Here is a 12,207-nt window from a genome sequence, read left to right on the forward strand (position 1 = left end):
AGAATCTATTCCGCCGGCGATTGCGGGCGATCCTGATGATCGTCTCGATCCTGATCGCGTTTGCGATTTACGGCGTGCTCGCGAGCTTCGAGCGTGCCTTCAACGCCGGTCAGGAGCGGGCCACGCCGGATCGACTGGTCGTCCTGAACAAGATCAATCTGAGCCAGCCGCTGCCGATCTCCTATTATAGCCGGGTCGGCGCGGTCGACGGTGTCGCCCAGCTGTCCCCGATCAGCTGGTTGGGAGGCTATTACCGGGAGCCGAAGAACTTCATCTCCGCCTTTGCGGTATACCCCGAGGACTGGATGAAACTTCGCGACAGCGACTTCGTGTTTTCGCAGGATGCGCGCACGGCTTTCGCCCGCGAACGCACCGGCGCGCTGGTCGGTGCGCGCATGATGGAAAAATGGGGCTGGAAGGTCGGCGATCGTATTCCGATATCGAGCAGCATCTACGCGCAGAAGAGCGGGGCGCGCGCCTGGGACTTCACCATCGTCGGCAGCTTCACGCCCCGCATTCCTCAGGCAGACACCAACATCATGCTTGTGGGCTATGACTATTTCAACGAGACGCGTTCGTTCGGCAAGGACTTGATCAACTGGCTGATGCTGCGCACCACATCCGCGGCCGTGAACGAGAGAGTTGGAAACACGATCGACGGGATGTTCGCCAACTCGCCCTATGAGACCACCACGGATAGCGAGAAGGCGTTCCAGAAGTCCTTTGCGGCGCAGCTGGGGAACGTCGCACTGATCGTCGAACTGGTAGTCGGGGCGGCCTTTGTGACGATCCTGATGATCGTCGGCAATACAATGGTGATGAGTGTGCGCGAGCGCACGCGTGAAATCGGTGTCCTCAAAACCCTTGGATTTCCCGGCGGCCGGATCCTGCGCATGGTGCTCGGTGAATCGATCCTGCTGGCCCTGATCGGCGGCCTGCCGGGCCTCGGCGTTGCAATGCTGTTGATCACACAGGTGCGTGGCAGCCTGATGAACTTCGTTCCCACGCTGACGCTGTATCCCGATATCGCAGTGGGGGCGATCGGCCTGATGATTCTTCTGGGCTTCATAACGGGACTACTACCGGCGCTTGGCGCAATGCGGCTCAGGATCGTCACCGCGTTGGGACGGAACTGATACGATGCGCTCGGTCCTTTTGCAGATGCTGGCGGTGACCGCCATCAACCTCAGGAGCCTGCCGAAACGATTGTGGCTCTCGCTGGCGACGGTCGTCGCCGTCGGCCTCGTGGTGATGGTGCTGCTGACGTTCCTGGCAATGGCCAACGGCTTCCAGCGCACGATAGCTGGTAGCGGGGCTGAAGATATTGCGGTGGTCTTGCGTGGCGGCTCGCGGGCCGAGCTCAATAGCGTGGTGTCGCTCGACCAGGTTCGACTGATCGAGGACGGGCCAGGTATCGCCAAGCGAGCAGACGGCAAGCCGCAGACTTCGGCCGAGCTCTATGTCACCGTCGATGGCATCAAGCGCAGCACCCGAACCAAGGCCAACCTGCCCCTGCGCGGCCTCGGTCCGCAGGGGCCTGCGTTGCGCCAGGGGATTGTCATCACTGCGGGTCGAATGTTCAATCCGGGCAGCAACGAGATCATTGTCGGAAGGGCGTTGGGCGGTGAATTCGAGGGCTTCGATCTCGGTCAGACGGTTGCCTTCAACAACACGAGATGGACGGTGGTCGGGATCTTTTCGGCCGAGGCCGGCGTGTTCGAGTCGGAGATTTGGGCGGATCTGCCGGTGCTTCAAAGCTTGTTCAAGCGTACTGGCGCGTTCCAGGTGGTGCGCGCACGGCTGACAATGCCGGCGTCGATCGAGGCGCTGCGGAGCTACAGCGACGGCGATCCGCGTCTCAAGCTCGACGTGATGTCCGAGGCCGACTATTTCGCGCAGCAAGCCTCCTCTACCGCGGATCTGATCCAGAAGCTTGGCTGGCCGCTGGCGATCGCGATGGCGTTCGGCTCACTGGCCGGTGCACTCAACACCATGTACTCTTCGGTCGCAGCGCGGGCGAGCGAGATCGCGACCCTCCGCGCCATTGGTTTCGGAGGTTTTTCGACGTTTGTCGGGACCTTGGTCGAGTCGATGATCCTCGCGTCGTTCGGCGGTGTGCTCGGCGCTGCCGCCACCTATCTGATGTTCGACGGCTTTACAGCATCGACGGTGGGGGGCAACTTCGGGCAGGTGGTGTTCCATTTTGAACTCAGCCTGCGGGTCATTGGCCAGGGACTATTGCTCGCGCTCGCCGTCGGCCTTCTTGGTGGCTTGTTTCCGGCAATGCGCGCCGCCCGCATGCCAATCGTTGCCGCGCTGTATGGATGATCGCATTCGAAAGTTGTGACGCCTTGCCGGTCAATCCCCACCATCGCGGCCGTTGCTCGGATCGTCGATCGTCGGGGGCATGCAGAAAAAGCTTCAGCCAATTTTATGGGACGAGGAACCGGAAGGCCTACGCGGCGGCCGGAGACGTGAAACGGCGTGAGCGACGTCCGCCGGTTAACGAGCAGTCAGCAACGCGTTACGGCCAAGAGCGCGGTTCTTCTCGTTGATGTTCGCTCAAAGTCTCGCGCGCATCGTTGTGCGGTTCACCGGCGGTTCCAAAATTCGGCTCTTTACGCCAATTCTAGTCATCGCCTGGAGGTCAAATTTAATTCATCCAATAGATGTTCAATATTACCATTGCTATGCTCGGTAGAGTGGATATCCTCAGACAAGCGCGCGACTGGACAGGGGTCGTATAAATGGAAATGCGCAGTGAAGTGGAAAGTCGTCTAGTGGCTTCTGATCGGTCCAAGGAGCTCGACAGCGCACAGTTTGACTACGATTGCGTCACCTCGTCCGTTGCCAAATTCCTGAAAGGCCAAGCGGATCGGATCAAGCGGCATTGCGTTACGTCGATCATTCAAATTGGCAAGGCGCTGCTCGAGGCAAAGCGTCATCTTTCTCACGGTGAGTTTGTGCACTGGGTTGAGAGCGAGGCGGGCATCCCCGCGCGCACCGCACAAGCCTACATGCGGGTGGCGAGCTGGGCATCCAGCAAAGACTCAATGGTGGCTCAGCTGGCGCCATCCACCCTCTATTTGCTATCGGCCTCGAGCACCCCCAAGGAGTTCGTATCCGACGTTCTCGGCCGGATTCGGGCGGGTGAATCCATTCCGCCATCGGTCTTGCGGCGGCAGCTGGCGGCCTTGCGCAAGACGGGACATCACGCAAGCTCGGAAGAGCTGGCGCCGGGTGTGACAGATGAAGCCCGCGGCAGGCAGGGCTGGAGCGCGATGGCCATCGCCGAGCTCGTCGAGATTCTGATGCGCGGGTTGTCGGAAGCCGATTTCGATCGGGTCCGATGCATCGCCACCGACGACACGGTTTTGTCCGACCCTTTTCTGGCAAAGAATCTCGAACGGGCCTTTGCGCGCCATGACACCGCAAGCCCGGCGCTGGTTTCAGCGAGGAGAAATATCGAAGAGCGGATGGGGACGTGATTGCCGGTGTGGATGGGCAGCCCCGGCCGCCGCCGTATCAAGACGCCGGCCGAAGCAATAGCCGTCCAGCGGCCTGAAGCGCCGTCTTATTCGTCAGATTGTCCCGAAAGGGAGCATGACATGAGAAAACGACACTGCTGGTCGGTTCCTGCCTGCGCTTGTTGTGATCGCGACACGCTTGCGCTGACCGGAGGGAGGTTCGATCGCCGCGGCTTCCTCGCCGGAGCCGCAGCGATTGCGGCGGCTGGCCTGCGGGTGCGAGGGGCGACTGCCCAGACTTCGCAGGCCGCAAAGCCATATCGGATCGATATCCACCATCATTTGTCGCCACCAAGCTACGTCGCGGCAGCGAATGCCAGACATTTCGGCGAGCCGCTGATGAACGGCTGGACGGTGGAGAAATCGCTCGAGGACATGGACGAAGCCGGCGTTGCCGTTGCAATGCTTTCGATTACCGCGCCGTCGCTCAGCTTCGTGTCGGGGGAGCAGGCACGCCGGCTGGCGCGTGAATGTAACGAGTATGCGGCGAAACTTGTCGCAGAGCATCCCGGGCGGTTTGGTGCTTTCGCGGCGATTCCGCTGGTCGACATCGATGGAAGCCTGAACGAGATCGCCTACGCCCTCGATACGCTCAAGCTTGACGGCATCGGCCTCATGACGAGCTATGGCGACAGGTGGCTCGGTGATCCCCTGTTCCAGCCGGTCATGCAGGAATTCCACCGGCGCAAATCCGTGGTCTATACCCATCCCACGGCAGCAAATTGCTGCGTCAACCTGATCAAGACCCTGCGGCCGGCTGTGATCGAGTTCGGCACCGATACCACGCGAACGATCGCCGACATCGTGTTCAGCGGAAATGCGCGAAAGTTTCACGACATCCGCTGGATATTCTCGCATGCCGGCGGCACCATGCCGTTTCTGATCGAGCGCTTCGCCCGCAACTCCCTGATCGTTCCCGATGCCAGGGCGGCGGTGCCGGACGGCGCCTTGGCCGAGCTGAAGCGCTTCTACTACGACACCGCGCAGACCTCGAACAAGGCTGCGATGGCCGCGCTTTCGGCGATTGTTCCAGTGTCGCAGATACTGTTCGGCAGTGATTTTCCGTACCGGACCAGCATCGACCACGTCAACGGATTGCGCAGCGCGGAAGTATTCACCGATTCGCAGCTGCTCGATATTGAGCGCGGCAATGCGCTGCGGTTGTTGCCGCGGCTTTCGAGCTGAAGGTTCGGCGCGGCCCGGCTGGCGGCATCACGGCGGCGAGGGATCGGCGAACGGTCTCACCCGCGCCAACAGTTCCGCCAGAAACTGATCGGGCCGGTCAAAAGGAATAAAATGATCACCGCCGTGGATGAGGACGAATTCCTTGTGAGGTGCTTCGATCTGCTCGAAGTACCGTTCGGCAGGTTCATACGGCGTCACGTAATCCTGATCGCCCTCGATGAAGAGAACGCGCATCGAGAATTCGAATCCAAGTGAAGCCAGGTCTCGTTGAAACATCGGACTACGCACTCCGCGCAGAAGCCTGTCGGAGAGCGCGATCCCCCTGTTCCAGTAGTACCAGTCCAGCAAGGAATAATCGGGCATGAAAGGCGGCGACACCGCGCCGGCCAGATCAAAGCTGTCGACCGGCGGCAGAGCCAGGGCCTTGCTCCATTTTTCCGTGACAGAATGATTTTGTTCGTTGACGGTGGGTTGGGAGGCGATCGGTGCCAGCTGCGCCAAAGCATCCACGTTGTTTGCGGACCTCGCCAGCGCTTGCAGGCGAGCGATGGTGAGTTCGAATGCTCTCTCGAAGGTCGCCCTTCCAACAACCTGGCCCGTGCCGATATAAGCATAGAACAAATCAGGGCGTTGCTTGACGATATGAACTCCCAGGAATGAACCCCAGGAATGCCCGATCAGGCCGATCTTGTCCTTATGCAGACGGGTTCGCAGCTGCTCCGCCAGCTCGATCCCGTCCTGTGTCATCCGCTCCAAAGTCATCGTTGGCGCGATCGCGTCTCCGGACTTGCCCCAGGTCCGGCCGGTGCCGCGTTGGTCCCACTGCACGATGGTGAAATGCCTTTCCCAGGAGCGCCAGCCCGATGACATCGGCAAGGTGGAGCTGCCGGGACCGCCGTGAACGAACAGCAGCACCGGGTTGTTTCGATCCTCACCCCGGATCTGCACCCATTGTTCGATCCCTCCGATGGTGAGGTATAGCCCCTGCTCCACCCCATTGGGGGAACGGATGGCAAGCTCACCGGCCGCGAGATGCTGAAGGTAGGCGCGAATAGTCAGCCCGGTGACGACGAACAGCAGAAGTAGTCCAGCGGTCCATAAGAGCGAGACCCGGATCAGCCCCGCAACGTCACGCGGCATCATCATGCGGCTCGTAGTCGAAGTAACGCGAGCTCCAGCGGCCTTTCAGCTCGCGTCCGCAATGGACACAAGATAGCTGCTCGTCGTTCGGCAGCGGAATCTCCTTGGAAACGACGACATAGCGCGCCCCGCACCTGCAATGATGGTTCAAATCTGCGAAGCGATCCTGCGAGATCATCGAATGGCCTCTGTGTAGCTGCCAGGCGGCGAAAGCGCGATCGAGCAGCTCCTGCGTCCTCGCCGGAAGCGAGGACGAATTCTACCACAGGACTATGAATCATACAGCACGATCCCTGAGATTGCTTGCCTGGGCGTCCCGTCGTTGACCGGTTTGCCCGGAGCGTTCAATCAGGCGTGCTGCGAGTTCGGCGCATTGGTTGCGGATGTCGGGAATTGCGATGATCTCCCAGAAGGCCGCCCGCGTCAGCGGCCCGATCGCGAACAGCCGTTGCGAGGAAGATCCGTTGCGAGCGACGATGGCGCAGTCCGTGCCGATTTCGATGCCGATATGTAAGGGATCGACGCGCGCGAGCCCCTGCTCCAGCAGGCTGCGCACGGCCGGGTTGCTGGACGTGGCGGGATCCTTGACGAGACCGGTGCAATCGACGATCGCGCCGACCCGAAGCTCCGACAGCTCGGTGCAGCCGCGTCTGCGAAAGCGAACCAGGGCCTCTCGCTCGTTCGGGGTGACCGCGGAGAGCTTGCCCGGGATCACGACGACGCGCCGTGCAGCAATCGCCTCTCCGAGGCGATGCTCCACTTCCGGCGCCATGCGATGGCGGTGAACATCCCACCAGGCGCGGGCGTGCTCCAGAAAGCGTCGTTTGGAGGCGTCTGGAAGCTGAAGCCACAGCCGCTGCGTGAAGGGCCTCAGTCCATCGATCACGCTACGCCAATCACCCCCACCTGCAATATGCGCTTCCGCGCGTTGACGGAACCAGCGCAACAGAACGGTGATGCTGGCCCCGAACGGAATCTCGCGCTCCTCAATCCGCAAGGAATCGACCCGTCGATGGCCCTTCGCCAGCAGGCCGCGGCGCGACAGCGCGACAATCGGCCCTTGATGTCCGTTGCGGAGCAGGGAGAGGACATAGTCGGCCATAGTGAGGCCGGAACCGAGGATCAGCACCGTCGCGAGCCTGTCGACACCGACCGCGGACAGCGAAGTCCAGGGATCGACCTGACAGTGAAAGTTGACGGCCGCGGCATCATGGCCGGTGGCGCAGATCGCCAAATCGCCAGTGAACCGCCGGCCGTCGTCCAACGTGGCCGCAACGCCGGCAGGACCTTCCTGGACCGAGACGCATTCGCCTTGCACGACGGCCAGGCGCGCCGCTCCGCCGTTCGACGTCAGGGACTCGATGAGGCCTGCGAGATAGTCGCCATAGATCTGACGCGGCACGAAGCAATAGGGATCCGGGCACATTGGACCGTCGGGGCGTGTACAAAGCCACCTCCAAAAATGTTCGGGCTCGTCCGGCAGTGCGCTCATATTCCCAACCCGCACATTCAAGAGGTGCTCGGGATTGCCGGTGTGATAGGCGACACCGCGTCCGATCTCGGGCCGCCGCTCAATCAGGGTCACACTAAGGTCCGAGGCGGGGTCCTTCAGCAGTTGATAGGCCAGCAGAACGCCGCTGGCGCCCCCGCCGATGATGATCGCGTGTTGCCATGCGGGAGCGTTCATGCGGCAGCCTCATGCGCCGGTGATCGACTGCAATGGCGCAAGCCTACCGTTGACGCGCAAATGCGTTGATCTTCAGATGAGAAATTCATGCCATTGGGAGCCTATCCGAAGCGGTCACTTTCCACGAAGCGTATCGCGTACTTTCGTTTGCCGGACGCGAAGTTCCGTATTGTGTGAGCCGGCCTTGAGGGTTGTCGAGTTGCCTCTGCTATCCCGACGCTAGCCCAATTTAGCCCATCTCGGTTTGAAACGAGAGTCAGGAAGAGAGTGCCAAGCGCAACCGCGGCGGACGTTGAATCTGCCAACAGGCGTATTGGGTGGCAAAAGATATGCGTTCGCTCCGGCCGCCAGAAGCGCGGCAAACATGTCGCCGCGCTTGAACTGTCTGCCCATCCATTCCATGTCGCGGGCGAGGAAACGCGGTTTGGTCATCTGAACTGGCGATACGTAGCGAAGGCATTCTTCAACGCAGCTTGGAATGAGCCCGGGATCGCGGCGCAGCCGCCGCAACTGATCCTCGCGTGAAAGTAACGCCAAAAGGCCGCCCGCGATGAGGTGGGTCGCAGTTTCCTGGCAGATAGCGGACGACTCGGATTATCCCGGGAATGGCGAGAATGACAGCGCCTACATTGGCCGTATCTTTCAGGGCCTTCGATACGATTTGGAGCGATTGACCTCACGCGGCACTGCGGCGGGCCTTTGCCTTCGCCTTCGCCTTTGTCTTCTCTGGCGCCGCTGATGCCGGGGTGCGTCGAGCTCCGGGGCCGGGGTGGGTATGAACCTCCCTGGCCGAAAGCGGTTCGCCGCATTCGGAGCAAACCATGACCGGATTGAAGTCCTTGCCGCATTTGCGGTGTTGATGCAGCAAAGGTCGCCCGCGCACGTCGACCATATGAGTGTCGCCCCAGTGCACGATCGCCATCATGATCGGATAGAGATCAAGTCCCTTCTGGGTGAGGATGTATTCGTGCCGCTTGGACGAGTCCTGATAGGGGATACGACGCAGCATGCCCTGCCGGACCAGCTTCTTCAGCCGTTCGGCGAGCAGGTGGCGCGTGATTCCGAGCGAAGACTGAAACCCCTCGAAACGGCGTGTGCGCAGGAAGCATTCACGCCGCTCGTCAAGGAGATCGAGAACGCCGGCGGCGAAATTCACGCGCGCACACTCGACGCGCGCAAGGAAGACCAGGTCATCTCGTTTCTCGGCGACGCCGACAAGCACGCCCCGCTCGAGGTCTGCATCTTCAACGTCGGCGCCAACGTCAACTTTCCGATTCTGGACACGACCGAGCGGGTGTTCCGCAAGGTCTGGGAAATGGCTTGCTATTCCGGCTTTCTCGCCGGCCGCGAGGCCGCGCGCCTGATGCTGCCCCGCGGCCAGGGCAATATCTTCTTCACCGGTGCGACGGCGAGCTTGCGCGGCGGGAGCGGCTATGCGGCCTTTGCCAGCGCCAAGTTCGGCCTGCGGGCGGTCGCGCAAGCCGCGGCGCGCGAATTGGGCCCGAAGAACATCCACGTGGCGCATCTGATCATCGATTCCGGCGTCGACACGGAATGGGTACGGCAGCGGCGGATCGAGGCGCTGGGTCCGAACGCGCTGGATGATCCCGACCTCCTGATGCCGCCATCGTCGGTCGCGGAATCCTACTGGCTGCTCTATCAGCAGCCCAGGAGTGCCTGGACCTTCGAGCTGGAGATTCGTCCCTTCGGCGAGAAATGGTAGCGGAGCCGCTCACGATCGGCCGTTTGCAACAGTTCAGAATGAATTGCCGAAGCGGTGTTCTGGAAGCCCCTGTGCAATCCCATCAATGGCCAGAACATGACCCGCCTGGGGTTCGAGGCTCAATTGGCCGCGATCCAGAAACTTTCTCGCCGTCGTCACGAACAGGGTCTTCAGATCGGCTCCTCCGAAGCACACGCAGGTCGGATTGGTCGCGGGCACTGGAATGACGGTGTCGATCCGGCCGTCCGGTCGATAGCGTATCACCCGGCCGCCGGAGAAGAATGCGGTCCACAGTCCGCCGGCGACGTCGATACACGCGCCGTCAGGCCTCTCCCCGGAGGCGCTGTAGTCCGCGAACAGCCGTCTGTTGCGGATTACGCCGTCATCGAGATCGAAGTCGAACTGCCAAGTGCGGTATCGCCTCGTATCCGTGAAATAGAGCGTGCGATTGTCGGGTGAGAACGCTAGCCCATTCGTCACGATGACATCGCCGAACATGTGCGCCGTCCGGCCGTCCGCGTCCACGCGATACAACGACCCGTTCGGCCGATGCAGCTGGTTGTCCATGGTGCCGATCCATAGCCGGCCCCGCGCGTCGACGCGCCCGTCGTTAAGGCGGTTGTCGGGGCCGCTTTCGACCTCACAGAGCTGGCTTGCAGCACCATCGCCGGACGAGCGGCGATAAAGGCGCAGATCCTGCGCGAGCAGGTGGGAGCCATCCGTCGTCAAGGCCTGACTGCCGAGGAAGTTGCACGCGTAGGGAAAGACCTGATGAGCGCCGGTCGCCGGATCGAAGGATTGATGCAGCCGCCGGTCGATGTCGACCCACCACAGCTTGCGGGAGCGGTCGCACCACAACGGCGTCTCGCCGAGGATGTCGGCCGTGGCCACGGCCGTCTCGACCCGATGCGCGGGGATCATGTCGGGCGTCATCTCAAGATCCGATTCCGGCCACGAACGTTGTTTCCGAAAGACGTCAGGCTGCGGGCGATCAGCCCTCGTTCCAGGAGGCGAGGGCGTGCGCGACGCAGCCGTTGATGTGATCGGTGAGTACGGCTCTGGCACTTTTGATATCGCGCTTGAGGGCACATTCCAGCAGCGCCTTGTGCTGATTGATCGTCTCCGCGCCGCGGTAGCGCAGCGCATAGCGGAAATATTTGTCGAACACGACCGCGTGGGTCTGCATCAGCTCGCGCGAACCGCAACTCGAGATGAGCGCCTGGTGGAATTCGCCGTCGTAGCGTTTGCGCAGCTCGGGATCGTCGCCTTCGCTGAGGACGGTGCGTTCGGTCGCCGCCAGCTTGTGATGCGCCGACACCACGCGGCCTTCCCACTCCACGTCGCCGGCGCGGAATGACTCGGCCATCGCATGATGCTCCAGCAGGATACGCAGACCGGCGAGCTCGCGCAGGTTCTGGATGGATATCGGCGCCACTTCGAAGCCACGCTGACCTTCGGCAACCACAAAACCCTCGGACGTCAGACGATTGAGGATCTCGCGCAGCGTGGAGATGCTGACGCCGTAGTCTTCCTTCATTGCATCGAGCTTGAGCCGCACGGAGGGCGTCAGCACGCCGAAAATGATGTCGGATCGAATCCGCTGATAACCGCTGTCGCCCGCCGACAAGGGGCGCCCCTCGAGTGACGTCATGCTCTCCGATCCCGCAAAATGCGCGCAACACCCTGTGACGGGCGGCCGAACCATCAATGTTACCAGCAATATAGCAGATACCGATGATCGTAGATATTCGAAAATCTCATATGAATTGTGATTTATCATTTGACCGAGAAATATAGTTATGTTTTTTGATTGGACTGAGGGTGCAGAAAAGAATGGCCAAAGCCGCCGTCGTGCCCCGATCGAACAGGGAGGTAAAAATGAGCTTGTTGGTACGGGCGCTGTCTGCGACGGCGATCTGCGTGGCACTGACGTTTGGCGCATCCGCTCAGGAGATTCAGGAGCGGACGATCAGGTGGGGACATCTGAACAACACCGATCATCCCGTCAGCGCGGGGGTGCAGAAATTTGCGGAGATCCTGCTGGCGAAGAGCGGGGGCAAGATGAAGATTCGCGAGTTCGCGGCCTCGCAACTCGGCAACGAACTGCAGCAGCAATCGGCGCTGCGCGGCGGCACGCAGGAAATGCTGTCGGCCTCCACGACGTCACTTGCCACCGTCGTTCCGGAATTCGGTCTGATCGATTTCCCGTTCCTGTTCAACACGACCGAGCAGGCCGATGCTCTCGCGACCGGCAAATTCGGCAAGGCGATGATGGATACGCTGCCGTCGAAGGGGCTGATTGGCCTCGGATATTGGGGCCTGGGCTTCCGCAACGTCACGAACAGCACCCGCCCGATCACCAAGCTTGAGGACTTCAGCGGCCTCAAGCTTCGTGTGATTCCGAATCCGGTCTATCTCGAAAGCTTCAGTGCCTTTAAGGCAAATCCGGTCCCGATGGCTTTCGGTGAGCTGTATTCGGCGCTCGAGACCCGCACCGTCGACGGCCAGGAGAATCCCTACACGGTCATTCTCTCGAACAAATTCTACGAAGTGCAGAAGTACGTTTCCGCCACCAATCACACTTTCACCCTGAACATCATCCTGGTGAGCAAGGCCTTCTGGGACAAGCTGTCGCCGACCGAGCAGGGCCTGATGCGCGAAGCCTATGAAGAAAGCCGCGGCTATCAGAAGGAGCAGACCCGCCTTCAGACCGAAAAGGCTCTGACGGAGCTGCAGGCCAAGGGCATGCAGTACAACGCGATCGCTCCCGAAGAAACGGAGCGCATGCGGAAGGCAGCGCAGCCGGTCGCGGACAAGACGTCGGCCAGCCTTCGTCCCGAGACGGTGAAGCTCTTCAACGAAGAGGTCGAGCGCATCCGCAAGGACGTGAAGTAGTCGACTTCTGCTGTCACGCAGGAGGCGGAGCCGGCCAGTAGCCGGCTCCG

At 61.2% G+C, this 12,207-nt stretch carries 11 protein-coding genes and 1 pseudogene; 6 read left to right on the forward strand and 6 right to left on the reverse strand.

The window, feature by feature from the left end; translation table 11 throughout:
• Positions 1–35: 35 nt before the first annotated feature.
• From JQ591_RS35715 to JQ591_RS33295, 4 genes are all read left to right on the forward strand, one after another.
• On the forward strand, positions 36–1,136 hold the full coding sequence (locus JQ591_RS35715; protein ID WP_349630426.1) for an ABC transporter permease: 1,101 nt from the start codon (positions 36–38) through the stop codon (positions 1,134–1,136).
• A gap of 34 nt (positions 1,137–1,170) precedes the next feature.
• Positions 1,171–2,328, forward strand: coding sequence for an ABC transporter permease (locus JQ591_RS33285; RefSeq protein ID WP_211400198.1), 1,158 nt, complete (start codon positions 1,171–1,173; stop codon positions 2,326–2,328).
• A gap of 419 nt (positions 2,329–2,747) precedes the next feature.
• Positions 2,748–3,488, forward strand: coding sequence for a DUF3102 domain-containing protein (locus tag JQ591_RS33290; protein ID WP_211400199.1), 741 nt, complete (start codon positions 2,748–2,750; stop codon positions 3,486–3,488).
• 120 nt (positions 3,489–3,608) lie between these two features.
• Entirely contained in the window at positions 3,609–4,712 is a 1,104-nt protein-coding gene (locus JQ591_RS33295) for an amidohydrolase family protein (protein WP_211400200.1), read from the forward strand.
• A gap of 27 nt (positions 4,713–4,739) precedes the next feature.
• Here JQ591_RS33295 and JQ591_RS33300 read toward each other — a convergent pair whose 3' ends face one another.
• The 4 genes from JQ591_RS33300 to JQ591_RS33315 all read right to left on the reverse strand — a co-directional run bounded on the left by JQ591_RS33300 (position 4,740) and on the right by JQ591_RS33315 (position 8,695).
• Positions 4,740–5,858: an alpha/beta fold hydrolase gene (locus JQ591_RS33300; RefSeq protein WP_249137976.1), complete on the reverse strand. Its 1,119-nt coding sequence runs from the start codon at positions 5,856–5,858 to the stop codon at positions 4,740–4,742.
• The gene (locus JQ591_RS33305) at positions 5,842–6,030 is read right to left on the reverse strand and encodes a hypothetical protein (protein WP_211400201.1); all 189 of its coding nucleotides are present in this window, start codon (positions 6,028–6,030) and stop codon (positions 5,842–5,844) included. Before JQ591_RS33305 ends, JQ591_RS33300 begins: the two co-directional genes overlap by 17 nt.
• A gap of 99 nt (positions 6,031–6,129) precedes the next feature.
• Entirely contained in the window at positions 6,130–7,539 is a 1,410-nt protein-coding gene (locus JQ591_RS33310) for an FAD/NAD(P)-binding protein (protein WP_211400202.1), read from the reverse strand.
• Positions 7,540–8,215: 676 nt separating this feature from the next.
• Positions 8,216–8,695, reverse strand: coding sequence for a winged helix-turn-helix transcriptional regulator (locus tag JQ591_RS33315; RefSeq protein ID WP_349630425.1), 480 nt, complete (start codon positions 8,693–8,695; stop codon positions 8,216–8,218).
• On the opposite strand from JQ591_RS33315, the pseudogene JQ591_RS33320 reads away from it, so the two are divergent.
• Positions 8,642–9,262: pseudogene (locus JQ591_RS33320) on the forward strand (SDR family NAD(P)-dependent oxidoreductase); the annotation flags it as partial. The gene JQ591_RS33315 and the pseudogene JQ591_RS33320 sit on opposite strands and share 54 nt — an antisense overlap.
• Positions 9,263–9,295: 33 nt before the next feature.
• Here JQ591_RS33320 and JQ591_RS33325 read toward each other — a convergent pair.
• Both JQ591_RS33325 and JQ591_RS33330 read right to left on the reverse strand, forming a co-directional pair.
• Positions 9,296–10,195, reverse strand: a complete 900-nt coding sequence (locus JQ591_RS33325; RefSeq protein ID WP_211400203.1) for an SMP-30/gluconolactonase/LRE family protein — start codon at positions 10,193–10,195, stop codon at positions 9,296–9,298.
• 58 nt (positions 10,196–10,253) lie between these two features.
• Positions 10,254–10,913: a GntR family transcriptional regulator gene (locus tag JQ591_RS33330; protein WP_211400204.1), complete on the reverse strand. Its 660-nt coding sequence runs from the start codon at positions 10,911–10,913 to the stop codon at positions 10,254–10,256.
• Positions 10,914–11,140: 227 nt separating this feature from the next.
• Between JQ591_RS33330 and JQ591_RS33335 the strand changes: the two genes are divergently transcribed.
• A complete protein-coding gene (locus JQ591_RS33335) occupies positions 11,141–12,157 on the forward strand; it encodes a TRAP transporter substrate-binding protein (RefSeq protein WP_211400205.1) in 1,017 nt (338 codons plus the stop codon).
• Positions 12,158–12,207 lie beyond the last annotated feature (50 nt).

Source organism: Bradyrhizobium canariense (assembly GCF_018130465.1).
Lineage (GTDB): Bacteria > Pseudomonadota > Alphaproteobacteria > Rhizobiales > Xanthobacteraceae > Bradyrhizobium > Bradyrhizobium canariense_C.